Below are 25,164 nucleotides of genomic sequence, written 5' to 3' on the forward strand. Positions count from 1 at the left end.
ATCGAGGAACTCCTCTATTTTATAAAATGCATAAAAAAGGAATACCCGCTGAAAACTACAGATAACCAGGAAAGGAGGCGGTCTGATGTCTGCGGATAAACAAAACAAACGGATTCCCGGCGATTTTGAATCGGCTGTACGGGAAATGCAGGAGCTGATGTGTGTTTGCGGTGATTTTAAAATACGAAGGATCAAACTGCAGGACCGTCATACCGCTTTCTTTTATATTGAACAAATGATAGAAGAACAGAAGCTGAATGAGTTTCTGTTAAGCGACACCCTGCAGAACGGCCCGCTTGAGGAAACGATGAATGCCGTCAGCAGTGCGGAAACGGATGAAATCAGAAAACTCATTGACGGGATTTTGGCAGGACAGGTTGTTTTTCTCAGCGATGCATCGAGGAAAGCGAAGCTGTTTTCCGTCGGCCAGAATCCGCTGCGTTCCATTATGGAACCCGAATCTGAAAGTATCGTCCGCGGCGCCCATGACGGGTTTGTGGAAAGTTTGGAAACGAACATTCATCAGCTGCGGTTTCACATACAGGACCGCCATCTCTCCGTTCATTATATGGATATCGGGGAAAGAGCCAAATCAAAGGTTGCGGTTATCTTTGTTGAGAATATCGCCAATCCGGAGATTGTCGAGGAAGTGAAGCGGCGCCTGTCATACCTGCGTATAGACAGCGTGCTTGCGCCCGGGATTATCGAGGAATCAATAGAAGATAATTCGTTTTCCATTTTTCCGCAGATCATTCATACGGAACGGCCGGATAAAGCAAAAGCATGCGTGATGGAAGGCTGTGTACTGATCATGATGGACGGGAGTCCGTCGGCTTTGATTGCGCCGATCACATTCTTTTCTTTTTTTCAATCTCCGGATGACTACAGCACGAGGTGGATTTCCGCCAGTTTTTTAAGAGTGCTGAGATTTTTCGCCTTTATGATCGCGATTACGCTGCCCGCTTTTTATATCGCGCTGATTGCGTTTCATTTTGAAGTCATTCCCAACGATCTGATTATCACCATGAAAAATTCGATTGTTGATATTCCCTTTCCCCCGCTGATAGAAGCCATGATTATGGAAATTACGATTGAACTGATCCGCGAAGCCGGTATCAGGCTGCCGAGACCGATCAGTCAGACGATCGGCATTGTCGGCGGTCTCGTGATCGGTGACGCAGTCGTTCAGGCGGGACTCATTTCTAATATGATGATTATCGTCGTAGCCGTTACGGCCGTTTCTTCTTTTGTGCTTCCTTCATATGAAATGAGCACGTCCATCCGAACGCTCAGATTTCCGCTTATGTTTCTGGCATCCTCGTTCGGTTTTATCGGCATCGCACTCGGCTTCGGGCTTATTCTGATGAACCTGTGCAAGCTTGAATCACTCGGCGTTCCTTATTTATCATCTCTGACGCCGTTTCATTTCAGTGACTTGAAGGATGCATTTATCCGGCTGCCGGCTTGGTTTATTAAAAGAAGGCCTTTTTATTTGAGACCGCAAGACTCAAAGCAGATGAAACATGTTCGGGGGTGGAGAAAAGATGAAGCCTAAAAAAATCAGCCCGCTTCAAGGCGTGTTTTTCATTAATCAGACGCAGATCAGCATCGGCATTTTGGCGCTTCCCCATTTACTGATGATGAGATCGGGAAGCAGCGGATGGATTTCCATTCTGCTTACCGGATTGCTCGTCCAGCTTACATTCAGCCTGTATATGATATTATTTCACCGGTTTCCGAAGCTGAACCTGTACGAAATGCTGGAGGAGGTGTTCGGAACACTTACCGGCAAAGGGGTGCAGGTGCTGTATATTTTATATTTCGCGTTTCTCTGCACGCTCATTCTTTCTGTATTTACACGGATATTGGATATCTGGGTGCTCCCGCAGACTCCGAATTGGGTGATCAGCTTAATGCTGATCCTCGGTTCTGTCTATATCGCCCAGGCTCCGCTGAATGCGATCGCCAGGTTCAGCTTTATTTTAACGCCGTTTTTGCTGCTGATCTCTCTGCCGCTTTTATACACGCTGGGAAAAGCCGATATCACATACATTATGCCGATTTTTCACGGAACCGCAAAAGACATGCTTACCGGGGTGCAGCAAACACTTGTCAGCATTACCGGCTTTCAGGCGGCGCTCGTGATCGGGCCCCTAATCAACTGCACCGTCAGCCAGCGCTACAAAATACTGACGATTTCAAACATCATGATTATCCTTTATTACCTGTATATCACCCTTACTTGCTTTGTCACAATCAGCCCCGAAGAAATAAAAATGATCCCGGAGCCTGTGCTGTACCTGTTAAAAACCGTTTCATTCAGAATTATCGAACGGACGGATCTGCTCTTTTTGACGTTTTGGTTCGTGACCGTCTTTTCAACGCTGGCCAACGTGTTTTACTTGGCAAGCACCGGCATTGCCAAGCTGTTCAATCAAAAAGATCACAGCCGGTTTGTTTATCCGCTGGCCCTGCTCGTCTTCCTTCTGTCTATTTGGGCCACAAGCACAGATAAAACGATACAGCAGCTGGATCAGTTTTTCCGCATTTCCGATATTGTGTTTGTGTATTTGTTTCCGTTGTTTATGGTATTGATTGTCCTTGTACGTAAAAAGGGTGTCCGCCATGCGCATTAAAAAAGCGGTTCTTATCAGTCTCATGTGCGCAAGCCTGACACTTGCGGGCTGCTGGGATCAAAATTTGCTGAAAGATATTTCTCTCGTGCTGACCGCAAGCCTTGATGTTGATCATGACGGTAAAAATAAAATCGGCATCACCTATCGGAAGGTTCAGTCCTCCCAGGCGGAACAGGAAACGGGCGGCTCATTCATTACGACGGTGCTCAGCGCTTCCGGGCACACCATCCGTGAAGCGCGGTTTCAATTGGATAAGCTTGTCGATCAGCGCATTGACACGTCCAAGCAAAGAGTCTTATTAATCGGTGAGAAAATGGCGGAAAAACCGCTTTTTCCTTATCTCGATGTCTTTTACAGAGATCCGAAAAGCCCGCTTCTCGCTCATCCGGCGGTTGTAAAAGACGGCGAGGCGATTGAAGTGCTGAAGCTGATCGTCCGGCAGAAATTGATCGTCAGCAAGTATTTAACGAATTTATTAACAAGCGCTAATGCGGAATCAAATATCAGCATGGAGAATTTGCAATCCATCCGTTCAAGCATGCTGACGGCTGATAAGGATTTCGCCCTTCCTTATTTATCGATTAACGGACAGACGATAAAGGTAGAGGGTTCTGCCCTGTTCAGCGGCCAGCGGAAAGTGACTGAGGTGCTCGGTCAGGATTCGACCCTCCTGACCCTTTTAAGCGGGCAATTTAATAAATCGGCTAATATTAATCTGAAGCTATGGGACAAATACAAAATGGATATTGAAAATTATCTTTCTCTCGGCATCACGGATGCCACGCGAAAGATTGTATTTATAGATACAGATCCGCAGCATATAAAAGTGAAAATCCGTTTAAAACTGAATGCACGCGTCTTGGAATATCCAAAGGACAAGCTGAATTCTTATACGGCAATCGACCAAATAAACAAACAAGCCTCAGCAAATTTGAACAGCCAGGCCAGATCGGTGATCAGCCATATTCAGGAGCACAACTCGGATATCCTCGGCATCGGCCGGAAATATCAAACCCATTATTATGAGCGGGGCAAGCGGCTCAATTGGCGTGGGGTCTATCCTTCCATCGAGATAATCCCTGATATCAAAGTGAATATCTCACAAATCGGCATCGTGAACTAAAAGAGACCCCGGTCTCTTTTTTTGTTGCCAACCGAAATGATTCGTGTTACTCTTTTTATGTAAACGGTTACATAATTGAAGGAGGAGTGTTTATTGGCAACGATTAAAGATGTCGCAGGCGCTGCCGGCGTCTCTGTTGCCACGGTTTCACGTGTCCTCAATGACAACGGCTACGTGCATGAAGATACACGAACGAAGGTCATGCTTGCCATGGAGAAGCTGAATTATTATCCGAATGAAGTTGCCCGCTCTCTTTATAAAAGAGAATCCAGACTGGTCGGGCTTTTGCTTCCGGATATTACGAATCCCTTTTTCCCTCAGCTTGCCCGCGGCGCTGAAGACGAGTTGCAGCGGGAAGGATACCGGCTGATCATCGGCAACAGCGATGAAGAATTGGAAAAAGAACTCGACTACCTGCAAACATTTAAACAAAATCAAGTTGCCGGTATTTTGGCGGCCACCCATTACCCCGACCTTCCCGAATACAGCGGCAGCCTTTACCCGGTCGTATTTCTGGACCGGACAAAAGAAGGCGCCCCATCCGTATTCAGTGACGGGCGGGCAGGCGGAAAACGGGCGGCTGAGGAAATGCTTCGCGGCAAAAGCACAAGCATCACGCTTGTCAAAGGCCCAGCCCACCTTCCGACCGCTCAGGAACGTTTTAACGGCGCACTTGATGTGCTGCAAAAAGCGAACGCGCAGTTCAATGTCATCTCCGCCGCTTCATTTTCCATCAAGGATGCCGCCATTTTAGCAGAAGAATTGTTTGCAGCATACCCTGAAACCGACGGAGTCATTGCCAGCAACGACATTGCGGCGGCTGCCGTCCTCCATGAGGCGCTGCGGCTCGGCAAAAAAGTTCCGGAGGAGATTCAGATCATCGGATACGACGATATTCCGCAGAGCAGGCTTTTGTTTCCGCCGCTTTCAACCATCCGCCAGCCTGCATATGAGATGGGAAAACAAGCGGCAAACCTGCTGCTGCAATTGATAAAGAAAGAACCGCCGAAAGAGACGGCCATTCAAATGCCCGTGACTTACATAAGAAGACAAACGACGAGAAAGGATGATCAACATGAGTGAAATTTGTGTTATCGGAAGCTGTTCTATGGATCTGGTCGTTACATCTGAACGGCGTCCGAAAGCCGGAGAAACCGTACTGGGCACAGACTTTCAAACCGTGCCCGGAGGAAAAGGCGCAAATCAGGCCGTAGCCGCTTCCCGCCTGGGCGCAAACGTATATATGGTAGGAAAAGCAGGCAATGACAGCTACGGAAAAGCGATTATTGAAAACCTGAAGGCAAACGGTGTCAATACGGACTATATGGAAACGGTTACACATAAAAAAAGCGGAACGGCTCATATTGTGCTCGCTGAAGGAGACAACAGCATCGTCGTCGTAAAAGGCGCAAACGATGACATCTCCCCCGATTATGCCAAAAGTGCGCTAGCAAAACTTCCCGGCATTGATATCGTGCTGATCCAGCAGGAGATTCCTGAAGAAACCGTTGAAGCAGTGTGCAGCTACTGCCGCGCGCAGCAAATTCCGGTTATTCTGAATCCCGCGCCGGCCCGGCCGCTGAAACAATCGACGATTGAGGATGCCGCATATCTTACGCCGAACGAACATGAAGCATCCATTTTATTTCCTGACCGGACGAAAGAAGAAGCGCTCGCCGGCTATCCCGGCAAACTGTTCATTACCGAAGGAAAACAAGGCGTGCGCTACTCAGACGGCACCGCGGAACGGCTTGTTCCCGCCTTCCCTGCAGAAGCGGTCGACACGACGGGAGCCGGCGATACCTTTAATGCGGCACTTGCCGTCGCACTCGCGGAAGGACGGGACATTGAGCAAGCGCTCCTGTTTGCCAACTGCGCCGCCTCCCTGTCCGTGCAGCACTTTGGCGCCCAAGGCGGCATGCCGGCCAGAAAAGAAGTTGAGGAGCTGCTGTCATGAAAAAACACGGAATGTTAAACAGCCACATTGCCAAAGTATTGGCCGATCTCGGGCATACAGACCTCATCGCAATCGCAGATGCGGGTCTCCCCGTCCCTGACGGCGTCCCTAAAATTGATTTGTCCTTAATGGCGGGCGTTCCCGCCTTTCGGGACGTGACCAGCCTGGCAGCCGGGGAGATGGCAGTCGAAAAGGTGATCGCCGCTTCCGAGATCAAAGACGCAAACCCCGAGAATGCAAGTTTCATAGAAAGCCATTTCTCAGCGCAGACGATCGAGTACATGTCCCACGAGGAATTCAAACGGCTCACACAGAAAGCAAAAGCCGTCATCCGAACGGGTGAAATGACACCATACGCCAACTGCATCCTGCAGGCGGGTGTGATTTTCTAGAAAGAAGGGATCCAGCATGCACATCGGCATGACAGACATTCATAAAGCATTCGGCAAAAACCAAGTGCTCTCCGGCGTCTCATTTGAGCTTCTGCCGGGAGAAATCCACGCTTTAATGGGAGAAAACGGAGCGGGCAAATCGACGTTAATGAATCTGCTCACCGGGCTCTACCGGCTCGACAAGGGAAACATTACGATAAACGGAACAAACATGAGCTTCTCCAATCCAAAGGAAGCCGAAAAGCACGGAATCGCCTTTATCCATCAGGAACTGAATATATGGCCGGACATGACGGTGCTTGAAAACCTTTTTATCGGCAAAGAGCTGACGACGGCGTTCGGCGTTTTGGAAACTAAGAAAATGAAAGCGCTAGCAAAATCACAGCTTGAAAAACTGGGAGTCTCTCTTCCTCTTGACCGGGAAGCCGGACAATGTTCCGTCGGACAGCAGCAGATGATTGAGATTGCCAAAGCGCTGATGACAAACGCCGAAGTCATTATTATGGACGAACCGACCGCGGCGCTGACCGAACGGGAAATCAGCAAACTGTTTGACGTGATGACGGCGTTAAAGCGGGACGGCGTATCCATCGTCTATATTTCGCACCGAATGGAAGAGATATTTTCGATTTGCGACCGGATCACCATTATGCGGGACGGCCTCACTGTGGATACGGCGCATATTATCGACACTAGTTTTGATGAAGTGGTCAAAAAAATGGTCGGGCGGGAGCTGACCGATCGGTATCCGACTCGCACGCCGTCACTCGGCGATAAGGTGCTCGAAGTGAAAAACGCCTCAAAAAAAGGAAGCTTTTCACAGATCAGTTTCCATGTGAGCGCCGGAGAAATCCTCGGCGTTTCCGGCTTAATGGGTGCCGGACGGACAGAAATCATGAGGGCGCTGTTCGGAATTGACAGGCTCGATTCCGGAGAGATCTGGATTTCCGGCCGAAAAACCGGCATTCGGGGTCCGTACGATGCCATCCGTAAGGGACTCGGCCTGATTACGGAGAACCGCAAAGATGAAGGGCTGCTGCTGGATACGTCCATTCGTGAAAATATCTCATTGCCGAACCTGACCAGCTTCTCTCCGAAAGGCATCATTGACCGAAAACGCGAGGCGGAGTTCGTTGAGCTGCTCATCAAGCGTCTGACCATTAAGACCGCATCTCCGGAAACCGCCGCCCGGCATTTATCAGGAGGAAATCAGCAAAAAGTCGTCATCGCCAAATGGATCGGAATCGGCCCGAAAGTTCTCATCCTTGATGAACCGACAAGAGGCGTCGACGTAGGCGCGAAAAGGGAAATCTATTCATTAATGAATGAACTGACCGATCGCGGAGTCGCCATCATCATGGTGTCTTCCGAGCTGCCGGAAATTCTCGGCATGAGTGACAGAATCATCGTCGTCCACGAAGGGCGCATCAGCGGAGAAATCAATGCGGCCGGCGCAACACAAGAACACATCATGACACTTGCCACGGGAGGGCAGCAGAATGAAAACTGAACCAATGACATCAACTGAACAAAAGCGATTTTCCATTCACACCTTCACACAAAAACTCGGTCCGTTTCTCGGCTTACTGATTCTTGTGCTGATCGTTTCCGTTTTAAACCCGAGTTTTCTTGAACCCCTCAATATTCTCAACCTTCTTCGGCAGGTTGCGATTAACGCTCTGATTGCATTCGGAATGACGTTTGTCATTTTAACGGGAGGCATTGATCTCTCTGTCGGAGCCATCCTCGCCTTATCGAGCGCATTGGTCGCAGGTATGATGGTCTCAGGCATCGACCCGATCTTAGCCGTCATCATCGGCTGCGTAATCGGCGCCGTACTCGGCATGATAAACGGATTATTAATCACAAAAGGAAAAATGGCGCCGTTCATCGCCACTTTGGCGACAATGACCGTCTTTCGCGGACTGACCCTCGTCTATACGGACGGAAATCCGATTACGGGACTCGGTTCAAGTTACGCATTTCAATTATTCGGGCGCGGTTATTTTCTCGGCATTCCCGTACCTGCCATTACGATGCTGATTGCATTTGCGGCCCTGTGGGTTCTTCTTCACAAAACACCGTTCGGCCGCCGGACATACGCTATCGGCGGCAATGAGAAAGCGGCGCTGATATCGGGAATCAAAGTGCCCCGCATCAAGATCATGATCTATTCTCTGACAGGTTTATTATCGGCGCTGGCGGGAGCGATTCTGACATCACGCTTAAATTCCGCACAGCCGACGGCCGGGGAATCATACGAGCTGGACGCCATCGCAGCGGTCGTTCTCGGCGGAACGAGCCTGTCCGGCGGTCGAGGGCGCATCATCGGTACACTGATCGGGGTTTTGATTATCGGTACGCTGAACAACGGCTTGAACCTTCTCGGCGTATCATCTTTTTATCAGCTCGTCGTCAAAGGAATCGTCATTTTAATCGCGGTGCTGCTGGACCGCAAAAAATCGGCATAGTAGGAGGACCATTATGAAGAAAGCCATCATCACGATCGCGGCATTATCACTGTTTTTGCTGTCCGCCTGTTCACTTGAACCGCCACAATGGGCAAAACCGTCAAACACAAAACATAAAAAAGAATTCACTATCGGGCTCTCCGTCTCCACATTGAACAATCCGTTCTTCGTTTCATTAAAAGAAGGCGTTGTAAAGGAAGCCAAAAAACGGGGCATGATGGTCATTATTGTCGATGCCCAAAATGATTCATCTAAACAGTCAAATGACGTAGAAGATTTGATCCAGCAGGGAGTCGATGCGCTGCTGATCAACCCGACCGATTCATCAGCGATTTCAACAGCCGTCGAATCGGCAAATTCCCTCGGCATTCCCGTCATTGCGCTTGATCGTTCAGCCGAACACGGCAAAGTCGAAACGCTTGTCGCCTCTGACAATGTCAAAGGAGGAGAAATGGCGGCTGACTACCTCGCCGATCAGCTCGGAAAAGGCGCCAAAGTGGCGGAATTGCAAGGGGTGCCGGGCGCATCCGCGACACGGGAACGCGGAACGGGCTTTCATCATATTGCCGACAAAAAGCTGGATGTCGTAACAAAGCAAGCGGCGGATTTTGACCGTACAAAAGGATTGACCGTCATGGAAAACCTGCTGCAGGGACATCCGGATATCAAAGCCGTGTTCGCCCATAATGATGAAATGGCACTCGGCGCGCTCGAAGCGATTAACAGCTCGGGCAAACACATTTTGGTCGTCGGTTTCGACGGAAATAAAGATGCGATTTCTTCCATTAAAAACGGAAAGCTGACAGCCACGGTCGCCCAGCAGCCGGAGCTGATCGGAAAACTGGCGGCCGAAGCGGCGGAGCAGGTGCTCAAAGGAGAAAAAGTCAAAAAAACCATTTCCGCTCCATTGAAACTTCAAACACAAAAATAACCGGCCGATGTTTAGACTTCCGGTAAAACGTGAAAGGATGAAGTAAAAGGAGAGATACAGATGAAGAAAACAGCCAAAGCGGCATCCATTCTGACCCTTGCAGCGGGAATAACAGCGGCTTCAGCTGCCGGAATAACGCCTCTTCCCGAGACACACGCGCAGGAAGCGGTCAAAATTGACGATCTGTACAGCTACCCGCTTGACTCTTATCTCGTTTCCGCGGAAGCATTGAACGTCAGAACAAAAGCATCAGCAGCCAGTCCGAGAGCTGATACCCTTCATTTAGGCGACAGCTTAAAGATCGTTTCATTCCAGAACGCTGACTGGGCTAAAGTACATTATAAAAACGGAAAAACAGGATTTGTATCTACTCATTATATTGTTAAAGAAGCAACAACCGTAAAAACGACGAAAAAAACAAAAGTATATACAGACAAACAAGCGGTCAAAGCTTCCCTTGCTAAAAACACGAGCGTTTCTTTCCTCGGATGGAAAAAGACAGCCGGCGGCGGCATTGACTTCGGCTGGGCGCTTGTCGATTACGGGGGCGCAACGGGATATATCAGCACAAAAGATCTGCAAAAACTGACATAATATCAAAACGGATTTCGCAAATTCAGCGCGAAATCCGTTTTTTCTTTCTTGAGCAGTCAGAAACGTCTAAGGTTCGAAATATTTCTCAGGAAATATTGTCAAATGAAGATGAATGCATACGACTCTAAAATGGCTTCTTTATGTAATCCGCCAGGCGTTTGGCATTGTCACGGATAGCCGCAGCATCGGCGCTGCTTACCCCGTACATCGCGAAAGCCGGCAAATAGGTCATACCCGTAAAATTAGCCATTGCCTGAAACGGCCTTAAGAGCTCGCTCAGTGAAAAATGATTAGACCCGCCTGCCTGATATGCATCCTCTCCGGCACCTACGGAAACAGCCAGCAGCAATTCTTTGCCGTGCAGCGCCTTTCCTTTGGAGCCGTAAGCCCAGCCATACGCCAGCACATGATCCATCCATGTTTTTAAAAGCGGAGGCGCACTGTACCAGTACAGCGGGAATTGAAATACGATCCGGTCATACTGTTCACACAGCTGCCGTTCCTTTTCCGCATCTATTTTCCCGTCCGGATATTCTTTATAAAGCTCACGGACCGTGATTTCATCATGATTTTTTAATTCTTCTGTCCACGCCTTATTGACCGCTGAGTTGTCCATGTCAGGATGAACCGCTAATACCAATACTTTCACAGCTACCACACCTTTCCCTTTTGACTGTATTTTACCTAATCTTTGCCGGTTCAGCCAAATAAAAAGAAAGCCCCCGAGAAAAATGGGGCTTTCTTTTTATTTTATTCCGGGCTTCCTTCGGTTGTTTCGATATCCTTCGCAAAATTCGGATTATCTAAATTTGCGTTGAAAAAGTCCGCCGTATTCGGAAGCTTGAGGTTCATATTCATTTTTTGAGAAATCGTCACTTTACAATCTTTAATGACATAGTCAAACACGTGTCCGCCGGAATTGCGTCCTTCATCAATGAAGTGCAGGTGATATCCGGAAACAGCGATGCCGTTTGCGTACCCCGGCGTCCAGAAGCCGGCGATTGTACCCTGAATGTCGTCAAAGTTGAACACAGGCTGTGTTTTCACCGCTTCGATCATCGGAACGTACGGTTTCTCCTGGCGTTCTACCGTTCTTGTCTGCACCTTTTTAAATACGCCGTCTAAACGGATCGCATAAAATAAGTTTTTACTAGGCAGAAGGCTGGCGATTTCCTGCTCGAATTCTTCACGGGTCATTTCGCCGTCGATCGTATGCGTCATATCAGGCGTGAAAAATGTGAATGAGCAGAATGGTGACAGGTCTCCGCCTTTAACAGGCGTAGCCGTTCCGTCGCCGCGCAGACGGTAAAATTCTCCGTCAAATCCGATTAATTCGCCGTCCAGTTTATTGAACGTGCCGATTCCGAAATCACCGAACTTCGGAATGTCAGCCATATCAAAATCTCCGTCATATACTCCGTCCAGCAGAGATGTCATTGTTGATACTTGATAGATCTGATCCTCAGGTGAGCCTTTTTCTCCGCGGCTCATCATATGGATGTCGCTTGCGTTTTTCATATTCCCTTCACTCCTTTTAAATTGGGCTGTTTTAGAAAACAGGTCATGGTGCGCAGAGTGCTAGAGAGCTTTTGCTTTCATTTTTTCTTTGAATTGCTTCGGAAGCATGTCGCTTGATAAATGGACATTGTCACTGTAATCGACAGGAATGTCAATGATGACAGGGCCTTCTGTGTTCAAGCCTTTTTGCAGCACGTCTGCCAGCTGTTCCGGTGACTCAACGCGCAAGCCGGTGGCGCCGAAGCTTTCTGCATATTTTACGATGTCAATGTTTCCGAAATCTACGCATGACGTACGGTTATATTTTTTCATTTGCTGGAATGCGACCATATCATATGTGCTGTCATTCCATACAAGGTGAACGATCGGCGCTTTTAAGCGGACTGCCGTTTCCAATTCCATTGCAGAGAACAGGAATCCTCCGTCTCCTGAAACGGATACGACTTTTTCACCCGGATTCACCAATGTGGCGGCAATCGCCCAAGGAAGCGCTACGCCCAATGTCTGCATGCCGTTGCTGATCAACAGTTTCAGCGGCTCATAAGCGCGGAAGTAGCGGGACATCCAGATCGCGTGCGAACCGATATCGCAAGTGACGGTTACGTCGTCATCAATTGCATTGCGCAGTTCTTGGACGATTTGCAGAGGATGCACTCTGTCGGATTTATGGTCGCTTGGCGCCTTCTCGCTGTCTGTGAGCATCTGTTTTAATTCGCTCAGCACTTCTTGTTCACGGCTGCCCATATCAAATGTCACAGCGTCGTGTTCAATTTGTTTAACCGTAGCGGCGATATCGCCTAATAATTCTAATTCCGGCTGATAGGCATGATCGATATCGGCCTGGATTTCGTCAAGATGGATAATAGCACGGTCACCGTTTACGTTCCAGAACTTCGGATCGTATTCAATCGGATCATAACCGATCGTTAATACGACATCCGCCTGTTCAAGCAGAAGATCGCCCGGCTGGTTGCGGAACAGTCCGATCCGGCCGAAATATTGGTCTTCCAGCTCTCTGGACAATGTGCCGGCCCCTTGGTACGTTTCTACGAAAGGCAGTTTTGTTTTGGCAAGCAGTTTGCGGATTTGTTTTACCGCCTCCGGTCTTCCGCCTTTCATGCCGACTAACAGAACGGGAAGTTTCGCCGTCTGGATTTTCGCGATAGCCGCGCTGACCGCTTCTTCCGGTGCAGGGCCTTGTTTCGGCGCCGGCACGCTGCGTACGTTTTTCACATTTGTGATTTCATTCACAACATCCTGCGGAAAGCTCACGAAAGCCGCGCCTGCCTGACCTGCTGACGCTGCCCTGAAGGCGTTTGTTACCGCTTCTGGTATATTCCCTGTTTCCTGTACTTCTACACTGTATTTTGTAATCGGCTGAAATAGCGCCGCATTGTCCAATGATTGGTGTGTCCGTTTTAACCGGTCTGCGCGAATTACGTTACCCGCCAGCGCCACTACCGGATCACCTTCTGTATTAGCCGTTAACAAGCCGGTCGCCAAGTTGGATGCCCCCGGGCCTGAAGTAACGAGACAAACGCCTGGTTTTCCAGTCAGTCTTCCGACAGCCGCAGCCATAAATGCAGCGTTCTGTTCGTGACGGCATAAAACCAGTTCAGGTCCTTTATCTTTTAACGCATCAAATACTGCATCAATTTTTGCACCCGGAATGCCAAAAACATGTGTGACACCTTGCTCCACTAAGCAATCAACAACAAGCTCCGCCCCCCGATTTTTTCCAGAGGTTTTTAGTTCATTTGTTGCTTTTGCCAACACCCTCACTCCTTATTATGCATATTAAATATAAAATTTTAAGTAATTTGTGATATTATTCACTATACACTCTTTGGAAATTGACCTCCAATATCAATTCGCCGTATGATTAATATGTTTCACGAATAATTAACAAAGAGAAAGGAATGGATAAGGATGGAGCTTCGCCATCTTCAATACTTTATTGCCGTTGCCGAAGAACTTCATTTCGGCAAAGCTGCGCTTCGGTTAAATATGACACAGCCGCCTCTCAGCCAGCAGATCAAACAGCTTGAGAAGGAAGTCGGCGTGACCTTATTAAAGCGCACGAAACGGGTTGTAGAGCTTTCAGCTGCCGGAGAAAGTTTTTTAAAACACAGCAGAAACGCGATCGAAGAAATAGACAAAGCGATTGAAATGGCGCAGAGAACGGCGCGGGGAGAGCTCGGCCGCCTTGTCGTCGGTTTTGTCGGCTCGGCCACATATGAATTTCTGCCGCCGATCATTCGGGAATTCCGCGAAAAATTCCCCTCCGTCAAGCTTGATCTGCGTGAAATTTCTTCTTTCAGACAGCAGGAAGAACTTCTGAAGGGGAACATTGATATCGGCATCCTTCATCCGCCTTTACAGCATTCCGCGTTACATATGGAAAAGGTGCAGAGCAGTCCGTGCATTCTGGCTTTGCCGAAGCAGCACCCGCTTACCGCTAAACAGACAATCGACATTCAGGATTTAAAAAATGAACCGATTATCACACTGTCGAAAGAAACATGGCCGACTTTATACCTAGAGTTTGTAAACTACTGCGAGCAGGCGGGCTTCAAACCGAAAATCGTTCAGGAAGCGACGGAGTATCAAATGGTGATCGGATTGGTTAGTGCCGGCATCGGTGTAACCTTCGTGCCTTCTTCTGCTAAAAAGCTGTTTAATCTCGAAGTCGCCTACCGCGGCATTAATCAGGTGCAGCTCACGGCCGAATGGGTCATTGCCTACCGCAAGGATAATCAAAATCCGATTCTGAAACATTTTCTGGATATTATGAATAAACGCCAGGCTTTATTGCAGGCGGATAAGGAAAATGCATAAAAAAGAGGGCCGCCGAAAGCAGCCTCTTTTTTTTGTGCTTTTATGGATTTTTACTAAATTGGTAGAAACGCTCAGTACACCTTACGACCTGTACCCGTATACATACAGTACAACTGATCAGGAGGGATAAAAATAACGGGGCGGCAATGACCCATCTAAAAGGAGGCAGAACACATTACACATATTACCGTCATTTTGACCCTGATTTCTTTCTTTGTGACCATTATTTTTATATTTTGGAGACCCGGGGGATTAAATGAAGCCGTTCCGGCGTCGCTGGGCGCCATTCTCGTTTTGTTATGCGGAACCGTTTCCTTTCATGATTTGGGGGATATAGGGTCAAAAGTCACCGGAGCCTCAATAACCATTATCTCCACAATGATTATGGCGATCGCGCTGGAAAGCTTCGGTTTTTTTAACTGGGCGGCGGCCAAACTGCTTCACCGCGCCAAGGGATCGGGCATCCGGCTTTTTTGGCTGACCAACCTGCTCTGTTTTTCAATGACGCTCTTTCTGAATAATGACGGCAGCGTCTTAATCACCACTCCTATTTTACTATTGGTCTTACAATATCTCGGACTTAAAAGACATCAGAAAACACCGTATTTAATAAGCGGCGTATTAATTGCGACGGCGGCAAGCACCCCGATCGGCGTCAGTAATATCGTCAATTTAATTTCTCTCAAAATGATAGGCATGGACCTTTATTTGTACACCAATATGATGTTTATCCCCGGCACGCTGGGACTGGTGTTTATGGCCTTTCTGCTGTTTGCCGTTTTTTACCGCCGTTTGCCGAAACAGCTCCCCGATATTCCGGTTCATTTTGACTCGCTGGAACACAAACGATATCATCCGCTTCAGCCTCCGCCAGACCCGACCCAAAACAGCCGTACGAACATCATGTTTTGTGTTTTGGCATTTGTATTGTTCGTCCGGATCAGTCTGTTTGCAGCTTCTTACAACGGCATATCCGTTTCGCTCGTGGCTGTCATCAGTTCATTCATCCTGCTTGGCTGGAGATGGTTTTATTTAAAAATCGGACCGGCAGACTTATTAAGGAAAGCGCCTTGGCATATCTTTATTTTTGCCTTCACGATGTACATTATCATCTACGGACTGCATAATATCGGACTGACGGCGCTGCTTGTTCAGTCTATTGAGCCTTATGTCTCACAAAGCATTGCCCACGCTGCATCTATTATGGGCATTGCTACATCCGTCCTCTCTAATTTGTTCAATAACCATCCCGCCTTAATGATCAGCACTTTGACATTAACTGAAATGTCCATCGACCCATTAACCGTAAAAATCATTTATCTGGCTAATATAATCGGCAGTGATATCGGATCATTGCTTCTGCCGATCGGGACATTAGCCACGCTGATCTGGATGCATATCATCAGACAGCACGGCGAAAAAGTTTCTTGGTCAGAATATATCAAAACGACCATTATCGTTGTCCCTCTCACTGTCGTGTTTACCATTACCGTTTTATATGTTTGGATCAGTTGGATTTACCTTTAGCTCCCATGAAAAAAACTGCCTGCTGTATAAGAGAGGCAGTTTTATCATTTATGGCAGGTGCATGGTTTTTAAATGATTCAATTTCCAAAAAACAGTATCGCCGTCTGCATTGGTCAGTTCAAGAATATTATCTGAGACATCCTGCAACAGCCCCACTTTATTCGGTATATCTCCTAAATCCAGAATAATCAGCTTCCCGATATATCTTTTTAATTGTTCCTCAAAATTCCGGACAAGGGGCACATTAGCGGGAACAACCGGCAGCTCTGAACTGTTTAATGTATACGGCGTCTGCTCATCGGAATAGGGTGTCAGCCATTTCAAATGATGCATCGAGATGAAAAGAGTCTTATAAACCGGAGAGAAGAAAACAAAATAATCATTTAAAACACTTGTCACATACCCATGAATGGAACGGTCTCCCGTAACAAATATTTCTGTGAATCTGCCTTTTATATGCTGGAGGGTATTCCGGTAAGAAAAGGAATGTTCCTGTTTTTCGGGATGCGGACTTTTTTTTCTTGCGTACGGTTCTTTATTCTCTTCGTCCGGGAGCGTCAATGTCATCCGCTGAAGATGCAGCAGCGGAATATAAAGAAACGTCCGGCCGTCATGAATCACAATGATATCCTGACCGATATCCAAAAGAGTTCCTGAAAATGTCGTATTCCCCGATATCTCAATATCGACTTGTTTATCCAGAAATCTGCTTAATCCAGCCATTTCATTCCCCCCTCTCCCGCGTTTACGGACAATCTTTCCAATCATTTACGGCCGCGTTTCCACCGATAATCTATTGTCCTTAATACAGTGGCGTAGCTATAAGAGACCTCTTTCTCCCGTTTTGAGGATCGAACGGATCTTGATGATCTTTTCGACTTTTTAGAGGAAGTACGCTGCTCTTCGCGTGATTCTTCTTCATGCGGCTTTTCTTCTTCGGCGCTCTCTTTCTCACCTTTATTCTCGTCGTCTTTATTCTCCTCTTTTTTAGCTGCTCCTTTTGCCCCTTCGCTGATGCTCTTGATATGAAAAGGATAGATCCGCAGCACTTCTTTATCTTTCACAAGAGTGTAGTGGCCGTCGGAATTATCCACAAGTATTCCTTCAACTGCTTCAGGACCTCCGCGGTTGATGGATACCCATTTGTGGATCAGGCGTTTAAATATGCCGTGAAAATCATCAGCCATTTCAAATTCCGGGCGCTCCTCCTCTTGGCCGTCCTCTTCTTGTTCCGCGCTGATGCTTTTGACATGGTCGGCGTTAAAATATACAATTCCGTCATCTTCCGTTTCCAGCACGAGAAAATCATCCCCTGTTTCGTGAAGCTTTCCTCTTTTCGATTCGGGACCTCCCTGATTCAATTGCACCGTGCGATTGGTCATCCGGCTGATCAGGTCTTGAAAATCATCAGCTTTTTCACATTCTGCCGCTTCGGCCGGCGATACGGTTTCACTCGTATTTTCCGTCACACTTTTCACGTGTTTCCATTGATAATAAACGATTTTATTATCAACCTGAAGAGCGATATAATCCGATTGAATGTCTGCTAATCTCCCTGTCTTGGACTCCGGGCCTCCCCGGTAGACAGTAATCACTTTTCCTTCCATCGCATGCAAAAAGTTGTCATCAGACCGCTGCCGCTTCGTATTGCGTTTCATCTATTGTCCTCCTAGTCATTTTTCTCATAATGTAAAAAGCATAATGCATATATACGTATCACGATTATTTTCGGGAACTGATTCACCAGCCTATTTGTAAAAAATCTTTCTTCATTTCCAAATCAGATATTCCACCGCTCTAACTCACTGCTGATGAAGGATGACCGCTCCTTAATGTATTCGCAAATCACTTCAGGCTCCCGGTCAAAGCAATCAATCTCTTCTTTCTTATATGGATCCTTCGCGACATGCGGCCTGATCTGCTCATACAGTGACATGACCTTCGGCTTCATATGTTCAATGGTAAACCGGGTCTGAAGCGTCTCTTCCAAAAGCCGTTTGTACGCTTTGCGGAAATACGGTTCATCCAGAAGCCTTGCGGTCAAGGTATTAAACCCTTGTATTCTGACATAATCGGCCTCCATCCGATCACCGTGAATGTCTCTTCCCCACGTCGCATCGTAATCCCACGGAATGACTTCAAAAAGTCCCGTTTCATGATTCCGGTACAAAGCGTAATTATGAACAAATCCATCGTAGTTTGAGGTAAACACGATGCCCGCAAGCCACCGCAAATACTTATCGGCGTCCAAGTGTTTGACGATCTCCCCCTTGAACTCTGACTTCGGCACGGTATTAATTTTATAGATCATATCCTGCAAGTATAAATCGTCTTCTTTCGTTCCCGTTTTCTTTTCATAACCAAGTTCGAGCGATGTTTTCGTATCCCGCTCCAGATCACTGACGAGGGAGAAATTGGCGTCGTCATCAACCGCGTAAAAAACAGCGCCGTCCGCCAAATTCCGTTTCGCCAGAAAATATTCATCCACTGACTCCAGCTCAAGATACACCCCCTCATGTCTGCCATTGATTTGCAGGGTTACGAAATTCGCCTTTGGTGACAGCGTCCCAAGCTCCGCGAAGAAATCGAGAGACAGCTTATTCCGCATCATCGACGGATCTTTGTATTCAGCGTTTAAATGTATCTCTTTCGCCCTGCGAAATGTTTTCGGCGAATAAAAAGCGATATGATACGATTTTTTCTTAAAATCTCTTATATGCGAGCCGCGGTACGCCAGATCAATGTCAAGCCGTTTTTGATTCACTCTCAGCACCGCGGGCACCGGATCATCATCCCAAATGTCTTTTTTCAGCTCCATTAAGTCTTTCGGGTGAATAAACAGCTGGTATAGAGGCAATGTTGATTGGTCTTTCATCAGTAAACCTCCCTGTATTAATTTAGGCTGTGCTTTTTATATAAAACTCAGCGAATCACACATACACTTTTTTCATTCATGCGTACTATGTGGTAGTAAGGATCGCATCCTTAAAACATATATCATGAGGAGGTTTCAAAATGGGCCACTATTCCCATTCTGATATCGAAGAAGCAGTAAAGTCCGCAAGCACCGAGGGATTGGAAGATTATTTGTACCAAGAACCAAAAAGCAGTAAGAAGAGAAAATCTCGCAAGCATAAAAAATCCCGTTCTCACAAAAAATCTCGCAGTCATAAAAAATCATGCCGCTCTCACAAAAAATCTCGCAGTCATAAAAAATCGTGCCGCTCTCACAAAAGATCTCGCAGCCATAAAAAATCCCGTTCTCACAAAAAATCGCGCAGCCATAAAAAGTCCCGTTCTCACAAAAAATCTCGCAGCCATAAAAAATCCCGTTCTCACAAAAAATCTCGCAGCCATAAAAAATCGCGCCGCTCTCACAAAAAATCTCGCAGCCGTAAAAAATCATGCCGGTCTCACAAAAAATCACGCAGCCACAAAAAATCATGCCGCCGCAAGAAAAAACGCACGCAGAAAAAACCTTATCGTCCTCAGAAAAAAGACCCTTGCAAAAAAGACGATTACTGCAGCAAAACAGAGTACTGGAAAGACGGGAACATCTGGGTTGTAAAGAAAAACTACAAGTAACACCATTCGTAAATAGGCTGCCGGCTAAACGGAAGCCTTTTTCCTCAATCAGATATATGCCACGTGATAAGATATGCAGCCGGTTTTCTTTTGTTGTGTTTCCGAATTTTCTTTCTGTATAATCAGGTCATACGATAAAGAAAGGCGGCCGAAATCATGCATATCTTACGAGCAGACGAACTGAACGCAAAAGACACTTACAAATTGCTTTCGGGCACAGTCGTTCCCCGGCCGATCGCATTTGTCACTACGCGGTCATCCATCAACGGCGCCGTAAACGCGGCGCCCTTCAGTTTCTATAACGTTGTCTCCGCAGAACCGCCGCTTCTGGCCATCTCAGTCAGCCGCGCGGACGGTCGGCAGAAAGACACCGCGAGAAACGCAATCGCTCATCGGGAATTCGTGGTGCACGTCAGTGATGAGTCCATTATTGAAGACATTAACAAAACGGCGGCAAGGCTTGATCCTGATGTCAGTGAGCTTGGCATGACAGACCTTTCTGTGACAGACAGCGCTTGCATCAGCGTTCCCGGTATAAAAGAAGCAAAAGTGAGGTTTGAATGTATACTCGAACGCCATCTTCCGTTCCAAAATGACAGCGGAGAAACGACGACAGACCTCATCATCGGCAGAGTCGTTTGTTTTCATTTGAATGACCAAGTATATGACGCCGATAAAGGCTACATACGGACAGATGAGCTGAAGCCTGCGGCAAGGCTCGCGGGGAATGAATACGTCAGACTCGGGAAGACATATACGCTTGTCCGCCCGACCTGAAGCAGGAACCATTATAATAGAAGAAACTAGTCAAAAAGACCCCTTTCGAAAGGGGTCTTTTTGAGTCTTTTACCATGTAACTCAGCCTAATGTCTTATAGAATGCCGAAACTTACAAGGCCATCACCCGTATGAAACGAGTGACACATTTTTAGGAGGCAGATGATGGATTTCATTCAGTTACTGATTTTTTCAGCCGTATTTATTTTGCTCAGCCTTATGTTTCAAGTATTTGCCGTCAAAGTTCTCAATATCGATTAATCGAAATCACACTGCTTATTACGGGCATCGCAGCGGTGACTTTTTTCAATGAAATGTACGTATTTGCGGGAGTTGTTTCTATTTTGCTGCAGCGGCATAATGGAATGGCGGCACCGGCGGGAGGAAAAGCAATATGTGTACGATTCGTTTTACGCGGGTCTTTCTGCCGCGCTTGGCGTGCTTATTTTTTTCATCAGTCAGCGTAGCTCTATACTCCTGCGGCCGCTCCGTCGCCGCGCGGGTCGGCCCCGCCTTGGAGAAAGCCTTCTTCATCAATGACGATCGCTGCCGCATGGCCCATAAGCCCGTCAAAATCACCAACGGTCTCGACGCGGTGGCCGCTCTGCCTTAGAGCTTCTCTCGTCTCAGGGCTGATTCTGCTTTCAACCCTCAGCCCTTCATACTCCTCTCCCCATGTCCGTCCCCAGACCCAGCGCGGCTCATTGATCGCCTGCTGGGGGTCCATTTTGTAATCAATGATGCGCGTAATCATCGCTGTCTGAGTTTGCGGCTGGCCTTCTCCTCCCTGAGTTCCGTACAGGATGTGAGGCTTTCCTTCTTTACAGGCCATCGCCGGCATGAGGGTGTGGAACGTCCGCTTGCAGGGTTCAAGTGTATTGACATGGGATTCGTCCAGCGAAAAAAATGACCCGCGGTTTTGCAGCAGAATGCCCGTCTCCCCGGCTGTAACGGCAGATCCGAACTCGAAATAGAGGCTCTGAATAAAGGAAACGGCATTTCCTTCCGCATCGGCGACGGCGGCATAAGCTGTGTCGCTTCCGACCGGCCGGCTTACCGCCGGCGCAGCCACGTTACCGATTTCTTCCGCAAGCTGCTTTGCATACCGTTTATCAAGCAGCCGATCCAGCGGAATATGAGAAAATGCCGGATCAGTCAGCACTTCATTCCGGTGCTGAAAACTCTTCTTCAGCGCCTCGATCAGCAGATGATAATAGTCAAAGGAACCGTGTTCAATCTGAGAAAAATCATAGTTTTCCAATATATTGAGCGTCATTAAGCCTGTAAAGCCCTGTGAATTCGGCGGAGCCTGATAGATTTTGCGCCCGCGGTAATCGGAGGATACCGGGTTCGTCCACTCGCCGCGGTGGGCTTTAAAGTCATCAAGTGTCAGACGGCTGCCGTTGTTTTGCAGAAAGGATGTGATGCGTTGAGCGAGGTCTCCTTCATAAAAAGCGCTTCTGCCTTTCTCGGCAAGCTGCTCCAAGCTGGCCGCCAGATCCTTTTGGACAAACCGTTCACCGGGCGTGGGCGCTTTTTTGTTTCTCGTAAAAATGGCCGAGGTGTAAGGCATCGAGGCTAAAAGAGCGAGATTGCGTTCTGTGTGGGCGCATTGGTCGGCGGACACCGGAAATCCGTTTGCCGCATAATCAAGAGCTGGCTTCAGCACCTCAGCGAGCGAAAGACGCCCGTACGCCGAAAGCACGGCATCCCAGCTGTCCGCCATTCCCGGAACGGTAATGGCGCTTTCTGTCCCGCGCAGAGGGATCGCTTCTCTGCCCCGATACAAGTCTCTCGTCACATGCTTCCCTGAACGGCCGCTTCCGTTATAAGCTTTGATTCGTCCCGTTTCTTTATGGTAAGTGAGCCAAAATGAATCCCCACCAAGGCCCGTCATATGCGGATACACGACTGCCAGACAGGCGCTGACCGCCACTGCCGCGTCAAACGCGTTTCCGCCCTTTTCCAGAATGCCGGCCCCCGCCTGAGAAGCGAGATAATGCGGACTGACGACCATTTGTTTCGTTCCGATGGTTGAAGTATTCATGGCAAGCCCCTTTACAAATTTTCTCAAGTATAAAAAGCGGCTTCGCGGCCATCCACATTCCTGAAAGAAAATCTCACATACTATTTACTTTTCGATAAGAAATAATTCTAAGTTATTACGTATCGAAAACAATAAAAAATTTCTCCCTTCATACCGTAATGTTTCATGATACAATAATGTCTACCAAATGAAGGAAGGTGAAGCGGGTTGGAACATGAATACAGCATTCCGAATCTTGTCCTTGATGAAACGGATAAACAGATTCTTTCGATTTTGCACGAGGAAGGGAGGATTTCCTATACAGACGTAGGAAAGCGGGTTAACCTATCGCGAGTGGCGGTTCAGCACCGCATTCAGCATTTACTGGATGCCGGTGTGATTGAAAAATTCACCGCTGTCATCAACCCGGCGAAAATCGGCCGCCATGTGTCCGTGTTTTTTAATGTGGAGGTGGAGCCGCAGTATTTGGAGGAAACCGCATTAAAGCTTGAAAAGGAACCGGCAGTGACAAGCCTTTATCATATGACCGGACCGAGCAAGCTGCATATGCACGGTATTTTCGCAAATGATCAGGAGATGGAAGAGTTTTTGACAAAACGGCTCTATACGCAAAAAGGCGTCGTCAGCGTCGACTGCCAAATGCTGATTAAACGGTATAAAAGCAGAACGGGCATGAAGCTGTAAGGAGGACATAGCCATGAAACATCCCTATTGGGACATTACGGCGGCGATGGTCCGAACGGGCATTTTCGGATTCGGAGGCGGACCTTCCGTGATCCCGCTCATCCGCCATGAAGCCGTCAATAAATACAAATGGATAGATGATGATGAATTCGGAGAAATATTAGCGATCGCAAATGCGCTTCCCGGACCGATTGCCACAAAAATGGCCGCGTATCTGGGCTTTAAGCTGAAAGGCACGTTAGGCGCAATCGTGGCAACCCTTGCCCATATTCTGCCTACATGCCTTGCTATGGCGGGCTTGTTTGCGGCTGTCAATGTCTTAAGCCACTCAGCAATTGTTGCCGGCATGATTGGCGCCGTAACACCGGTAATCGCCGTCATGCTCGGCATTATGGCGTACGAGTTTGGCCAAAAAGCGCTTAAAGGTTTCGGCTGGGTCACCGGCATTCTGTTTTTTATCATCGCTTTTATCGGCCTGCAAACGTTACAGATCAATCCCGGCTTTGTCATTATTATTTTCTTAGCATACGGCGCGTTTCATTTTAAATTGAAAGACAAAATCACAAATAAACGTTCAAAAGATAAAGGAATGTCGGCCTCATGATCATGATTTATGTATTTATGGCGTTTTTTGTCGCAAACGTACTCGGATATGGAGGCGGACCGGCGTCGATCCCGCTGATGTTTGAAGAAGTCGTCAACAGATACAGCTGGCTCTCAAACGATCAATTCTCAAATATGCTCGCGCTTGCGAACGCATTGCCGGGCCCGATCGCAACCAAAATCGCGGCGTATGTCGGCTACAGCGCAGGCGGATGGCCCGGGTTCCTGATTGCGCTGATCGCCACCGTCGTACCGTCGGCGCTCGCATTGATCGTCCTCTTGCGCATCATTCAGCGCTTCCGCCAATCACCCGTCATCAAAGGCATGACGCTGTCCGTCCAGCCTGTCATCGCCGTCATGATGCTCATTCTTACCTGGCAAATCGGCGCAGACGGCATCAAAGCGATCGGCTGGGTTCAAGCGATAGTGATTGCGGGGATTTCCCTTCTTGCCTTGACAAAATTCAAGATGCATCCGGCCTTCCTGATTATCGCGGCGTTTTTGTATGGAGGGCTTGTGGTTCCTCATTTATAAAGAAAAGCACCTGGACAGGTGCTTTTTGTTTCAGTCCCGATATGTTGTTCGATATAGATAACTGTTTCTTCGTCTATGCTTCTTACATGTGGTTCCTGTCATCCCCCCAGATGGCCTGATCAATAAAAAACATTTGCAGCCTCCCGGACTGCAAGTGTTACACGTGATTTTTCCGATAAAACGTTCGCAAAACATGCGTTTCAAGGTCAGCCAGACGGACAGGGATCGGCAGCCTGCTGTCTCGATTGATCATTTTCATTGTGATCTGATAGCTGCTTTCTAAATCAATGTTATGTCCGCAAGACAAGAAGATAGGCTTCACGTCCCGCCGTGTCCGAAGCGCCCGGCCATATACCTCGCCGTCAATGAGAATATCGGTGCAGGCGCCGACTTCATTTTCGGGCATCTCAAAATCGCAGCCTTTGATTTTGAGATAGGTTTTCGCAATCCCAATTGTAGGCTTACCCAGAAAAAAAGCCGCATGGGTGGCAACGCCCATATGATTGTAATGCAGATACCCGTTGCCATCAAACAAAAACACATCCGGCTCCGCCTCCAGCTTTTCGGCCGCTTCAATGATCAGCGGCAGCTCGCGAAACGCAAGAAAACCGGAAACATACGGCACGCTGATTTTCCCCATGCTGTGCACTTTTTCAATCACTTCTTTTGTATCAGCGTCAATCACGATGATACTGCATACGCCGTACGGTTCCCCGTCCTGCTCCCAATAAGCGAGGTCGACGCCTGCGCATGTGTTGACGGAGTCTGGATGGATGACGGGGGATAGGTTGATTTTATGTATTAGGGATTGTTGTGTTCGAATAAAATCCGATTCATCATTTAGATCAAAATCGTGAATTTGATGTATTTTCATTTCATTGGTTTTCCTCTCTTAAAATAGTCTTTGCTCTCAATCGTCCTGTGTGTCGATCTAGCGAAGACTCCTTC

General features: G+C 47.8%; 25 protein-coding genes and 1 pseudogene. 18 read left to right on the forward strand and 8 right to left on the reverse strand.

Going from position 1 to position 25,164, the window contains the following annotated elements:
• Positions 1 to 85: 85 nt before the first annotated feature.
• The 10 genes from NYE28_RS18710 to NYE28_RS18755 all read left to right on the forward strand — a co-directional run bounded on the left by NYE28_RS18710 (position 86) and on the right by NYE28_RS18755 (position 10,104).
• Entirely contained in the window at positions 86 to 1,555 is a 1,470-nt protein-coding gene (locus NYE28_RS18710) for a spore germination protein (protein WP_015240716.1), read from the forward strand.
• Entirely contained in the window at positions 1,545 to 2,636 is a 1,092-nt protein-coding gene (locus tag NYE28_RS18715) for an endospore germination permease (protein ID WP_327943419.1), read from the forward strand. The genes NYE28_RS18710 and NYE28_RS18715 overlap by 11 nt, the downstream gene beginning before the upstream one ends.
• Complete coding sequence (locus NYE28_RS18720; protein WP_039253592.1) at positions 2,626 to 3,759, forward strand: Ger(x)C family spore germination protein; 1,134 nt, start codon at positions 2,626 to 2,628, stop codon at positions 3,757 to 3,759. Before NYE28_RS18715 ends, NYE28_RS18720 begins: the two co-directional genes overlap by 11 nt.
• A 93-nt stretch (positions 3,760 to 3,852) precedes the next feature.
• Positions 3,853 to 4,842 carry a LacI family DNA-binding transcriptional regulator gene (locus NYE28_RS18725; protein ID WP_327943421.1) on the forward strand — a complete coding sequence of 330 codons (990 nt, stop codon included), beginning with the start codon at positions 3,853 to 3,855 and terminating at the stop codon, positions 4,840 to 4,842.
• Positions 4,835 to 5,716: a ribokinase gene (gene rbsK, locus NYE28_RS18730; RefSeq protein WP_342490211.1), complete on the forward strand. Its 882-nt coding sequence runs from the start codon at positions 4,835 to 4,837 to the stop codon at positions 5,714 to 5,716. Before NYE28_RS18725 ends, rbsK begins: the two co-directional genes overlap by 8 nt.
• Entirely contained in the window at positions 5,713 to 6,108 is a 396-nt protein-coding gene (gene rbsD, locus NYE28_RS18735) for a D-ribose pyranase (protein ID WP_039253587.1), read from the forward strand. The genes rbsK and rbsD overlap by 4 nt, the downstream gene beginning before the upstream one ends.
• Positions 6,109 to 6,124: 16 nt before the next feature.
• A complete protein-coding gene (locus NYE28_RS18740; RefSeq protein WP_342490212.1) occupies positions 6,125 to 7,618 on the forward strand; it encodes a sugar ABC transporter ATP-binding protein in 1,494 nt (497 codons plus the stop codon).
• Complete coding sequence (rbsC, locus tag NYE28_RS18745) at positions 7,608 to 8,579, forward strand: ribose ABC transporter permease RbsC (protein ID WP_015240722.1); 972 nt, start codon at positions 7,608 to 7,610, stop codon at positions 8,577 to 8,579. Before NYE28_RS18740 ends, rbsC begins: the two co-directional genes overlap by 11 nt.
• A 13-nt stretch (positions 8,580 to 8,592) precedes the next feature.
• Entirely contained in the window at positions 8,593 to 9,510 is a 918-nt protein-coding gene (gene rbsB, locus NYE28_RS18750; protein WP_342490213.1) for a ribose ABC transporter substrate-binding protein RbsB, read from the forward strand.
• A 60-nt stretch (positions 9,511 to 9,570) separates the two neighbouring features.
• Entirely contained in the window at positions 9,571 to 10,104 is a 534-nt protein-coding gene (locus NYE28_RS18755) for an SH3 domain-containing protein (RefSeq protein WP_012118607.1), read from the forward strand.
• A 124-nt stretch (positions 10,105 to 10,228) separates the two neighbouring features.
• Here the strand turns inward: NYE28_RS18755 and NYE28_RS18760 are convergent, their stop codons facing one another.
• The 3 genes from NYE28_RS18760 to alsS form a co-directional block, all read right to left on the reverse strand.
• Positions 10,229 to 10,753: an NAD(P)H-dependent oxidoreductase gene (locus tag NYE28_RS18760; RefSeq protein ID WP_007407526.1), complete on the reverse strand. Its 525-nt coding sequence runs from the start codon at positions 10,751 to 10,753 to the stop codon at positions 10,229 to 10,231.
• A 101-nt stretch (positions 10,754 to 10,854) separates the two neighbouring features.
• Positions 10,855 to 11,622, reverse strand: a complete 768-nt coding sequence (gene budA, locus NYE28_RS18765; RefSeq protein ID WP_003151318.1) for an acetolactate decarboxylase — start codon at positions 11,620 to 11,622, stop codon at positions 10,855 to 10,857.
• Between the two features lie 60 nt (positions 11,623 to 11,682).
• Positions 11,683 to 13,395, reverse strand: coding sequence for an acetolactate synthase AlsS (gene alsS, locus NYE28_RS18770; RefSeq protein WP_007407527.1), 1,713 nt, complete (start codon positions 13,393 to 13,395; stop codon positions 11,683 to 11,685).
• Between the two features lie 156 nt (positions 13,396 to 13,551).
• Here alsS and alsR point away from each other — a divergent pair, with 156 nt between their 5' ends.
• Both alsR and NYE28_RS18780 read left to right on the forward strand, forming a co-directional pair.
• Positions 13,552 to 14,460 carry an acetoin biosynthesis transcriptional regulator AlsR gene (gene alsR, locus NYE28_RS18775; RefSeq protein WP_007407528.1) on the forward strand — a complete coding sequence of 303 codons (909 nt, stop codon included), beginning with the start codon at positions 13,552 to 13,554 and terminating at the stop codon, positions 14,458 to 14,460.
• Between the two features lie 195 nt (positions 14,461 to 14,655).
• Positions 14,656 to 15,987: an arsenic transporter gene (locus NYE28_RS18780; protein ID WP_025285383.1), complete on the forward strand. Its 1,332-nt coding sequence runs from the start codon at positions 14,656 to 14,658 to the stop codon at positions 15,985 to 15,987.
• Between the two features lie 48 nt (positions 15,988 to 16,035).
• Here NYE28_RS18780 and NYE28_RS18785 read toward each other — a convergent pair whose 3' ends face one another.
• From NYE28_RS18785 to NYE28_RS18795, 3 genes are all read right to left on the reverse strand, one after another.
• Positions 16,036 to 16,710, reverse strand: a complete 675-nt coding sequence (locus NYE28_RS18785) for a hypothetical protein (protein WP_007407530.1) — start codon at positions 16,708 to 16,710, stop codon at positions 16,036 to 16,038.
• Positions 16,711 to 16,751: 41 nt separating this feature from the next.
• Complete coding sequence (locus NYE28_RS18790) at positions 16,752 to 17,645, reverse strand: hypothetical protein (RefSeq protein WP_015240724.1); 894 nt, start codon at positions 17,643 to 17,645, stop codon at positions 16,752 to 16,754.
• 122 nt (positions 17,646 to 17,767) lie between these two features.
• Positions 17,768 to 18,862 carry a CotH kinase family protein gene (locus NYE28_RS18795; RefSeq protein WP_160223322.1) on the reverse strand — a complete coding sequence of 365 codons (1,095 nt, stop codon included), beginning with the start codon at positions 18,860 to 18,862 and terminating at the stop codon, positions 17,768 to 17,770.
• Between the two features lie 140 nt (positions 18,863 to 19,002).
• On the opposite strand from NYE28_RS18795, the gene NYE28_RS18800 reads away from it, so the two are divergent.
• The 3 genes and pseudogenes from NYE28_RS18800 to NYE28_RS18810 all read left to right on the forward strand — a co-directional run.
• A complete protein-coding gene (locus tag NYE28_RS18800; protein ID WP_082998292.1) occupies positions 19,003 to 19,572 on the forward strand; it encodes a spore gernimation protein GerQ in 570 nt (189 codons plus the stop codon).
• Positions 19,573 to 19,728: 156 nt separating this feature from the next.
• On the forward strand, positions 19,729 to 20,349 hold the full coding sequence (locus NYE28_RS18805; RefSeq protein WP_003151304.1) for a flavin reductase family protein: 621 nt from the start codon (positions 19,729 to 19,731) through the stop codon (positions 20,347 to 20,349).
• Positions 20,350 to 20,513: 164 nt separating this feature from the next.
• A pseudogene (locus NYE28_RS18810) lies at positions 20,514 to 20,807 on the forward strand (hypothetical protein); the annotation flags it as partial.
• A gap of 10 nt (positions 20,808 to 20,817) precedes the next feature.
• Here the strand turns inward: NYE28_RS18810 and ggt are convergent.
• Positions 20,818 to 22,395 carry a gamma-glutamyltransferase gene (gene ggt / locus NYE28_RS18815; protein WP_059367674.1) on the reverse strand — a complete coding sequence of 526 codons (1,578 nt, stop codon included), beginning with the start codon at positions 22,393 to 22,395 and terminating at the stop codon, positions 20,818 to 20,820.
• A gap of 207 nt (positions 22,396 to 22,602) precedes the next feature.
• Here ggt and NYE28_RS18820 point away from each other — a divergent pair, with 207 nt between their 5' ends.
• The 3 genes from NYE28_RS18820 to chrA are packed head-to-tail and all read left to right on the forward strand — an operon-like array spanning position 22,603 to position 24,216.
• Positions 22,603 to 23,079 (forward strand): Lrp/AsnC family transcriptional regulator, encoded by a 477-nt coding sequence (locus NYE28_RS18820; protein ID WP_007407537.1) that lies wholly within the window; start codon positions 22,603 to 22,605, stop codon positions 23,077 to 23,079.
• A 13-nt stretch (positions 23,080 to 23,092) separates the two neighbouring features.
• Positions 23,093 to 23,683 (forward strand): chromate efflux transporter subunit ChrB, encoded by a 591-nt coding sequence (gene chrB, locus NYE28_RS18825; protein ID WP_033574414.1) that lies wholly within the window; start codon positions 23,093 to 23,095, stop codon positions 23,681 to 23,683.
• Positions 23,680 to 24,216: a chromate resistance efflux protein ChrA gene (gene chrA, locus NYE28_RS18830; protein ID WP_015418373.1), complete on the forward strand. Its 537-nt coding sequence runs from the start codon at positions 23,680 to 23,682 to the stop codon at positions 24,214 to 24,216. The genes chrB and chrA overlap by 4 nt, the downstream gene beginning before the upstream one ends.
• A 157-nt stretch (positions 24,217 to 24,373) precedes the next feature.
• Here chrA and NYE28_RS18835 read toward each other — a convergent pair whose 3' ends face one another.
• Positions 24,374 to 25,090 carry an endonuclease V gene (locus NYE28_RS18835; protein ID WP_160223323.1) on the reverse strand — a complete coding sequence of 239 codons (717 nt, stop codon included), beginning with the start codon at positions 25,088 to 25,090 and terminating at the stop codon, positions 24,374 to 24,376.
• Between the last annotated feature and the right edge of the window lie 74 nt (positions 25,091 to 25,164).

It is taken from the genome of Bacillus sp. FSL R5-0443, from assembly GCF_038608285.1.
GTDB classification, from domain to species: domain Bacteria; phylum Bacillota; class Bacilli; order Bacillales; family Bacillaceae; genus Bacillus; species Bacillus velezensis.

Bases quoted from the DNA above. Each gene is read 5' to 3' on its own strand.
- NYE28_RS18710 (WP_015240716.1), top strand. From the start codon at position 86: ATGTCTGCGGATAAACAAAACAAACGGATTCCCGGCGATTTTGAATCG.
- NYE28_RS18715 (WP_327943419.1), top strand. From the start codon at position 1,545: ATGAAGCCTAAAAAAATCAGCCCGCTTCAAGGCGTGTTTTTCATTAAT.
- NYE28_RS18720 (WP_039253592.1), top strand. From the start codon at position 2,626: ATGCGCATTAAAAAAGCGGTTCTTATCAGTCTCATGTGCGCAAGCCTG.
- rbsK (WP_342490211.1), top strand. From the start codon at position 4,835: ATGAGTGAAATTTGTGTTATCGGAAGCTGTTCTATGGATCTGGTCGTT.
- rbsD (WP_039253587.1), top strand. From the start codon at position 5,713: ATGAAAAAACACGGAATGTTAAACAGCCACATTGCCAAAGTATTGGCC.
- NYE28_RS18740 (WP_342490212.1), top strand. From the start codon at position 6,125: ATGCACATCGGCATGACAGACATTCATAAAGCATTCGGCAAAAACCAA.
- rbsC (WP_015240722.1), top strand. From the start codon at position 7,608: ATGAAAACTGAACCAATGACATCAACTGAACAAAAGCGATTTTCCATT.
- rbsB (WP_342490213.1), top strand. From the start codon at position 8,593: ATGAAGAAAGCCATCATCACGATCGCGGCATTATCACTGTTTTTGCTG.
- NYE28_RS18755 (WP_012118607.1), top strand. From the start codon at position 9,571: ATGAAGAAAACAGCCAAAGCGGCATCCATTCTGACCCTTGCAGCGGGA.
- budA (WP_003151318.1), bottom strand. From the start codon at position 11,622: ATGAAAAACGCAAGCGACATCCATATGATGAGCCGCGGAGAAAAAGGC.
- alsR (WP_007407528.1), top strand. From the start codon at position 13,552: ATGGAGCTTCGCCATCTTCAATACTTTATTGCCGTTGCCGAAGAACTT.
- NYE28_RS18785 (WP_007407530.1), bottom strand. From the start codon at position 16,710: ATGGCTGGATTAAGCAGATTTCTGGATAAACAAGTCGATATTGAGATA.
- NYE28_RS18790 (WP_015240724.1), bottom strand. From the start codon at position 17,645: ATGAAACGCAATACGAAGCGGCAGCGGTCTGATGACAACTTTTTGCAT.
- NYE28_RS18795 (WP_160223322.1), bottom strand. From the start codon at position 18,862: ATGAAAGACCAATCAACATTGCCTCTATACCAGCTGTTTATTCACCCG.
- NYE28_RS18800 (WP_082998292.1), top strand. From the start codon at position 19,003: ATGGGCCACTATTCCCATTCTGATATCGAAGAAGCAGTAAAGTCCGCA.
- NYE28_RS18805 (WP_003151304.1), top strand. From the start codon at position 19,729: ATGCATATCTTACGAGCAGACGAACTGAACGCAAAAGACACTTACAAA.
- ggt (WP_059367674.1), bottom strand. From the start codon at position 22,395: ATGAATACTTCAACCATCGGAACGAAACAAATGGTCGTCAGTCCGCAT.
- chrB (WP_033574414.1), top strand. From the start codon at position 23,093: ATGAAACATCCCTATTGGGACATTACGGCGGCGATGGTCCGAACGGGC.
- chrA (WP_015418373.1), top strand. From the start codon at position 23,680: ATGATCATGATTTATGTATTTATGGCGTTTTTTGTCGCAAACGTACTC.
- NYE28_RS18835 (WP_160223323.1), bottom strand. From the start codon at position 25,090: ATGAAAATACATCAAATTCACGATTTTGATCTAAATGATGAATCGGAT.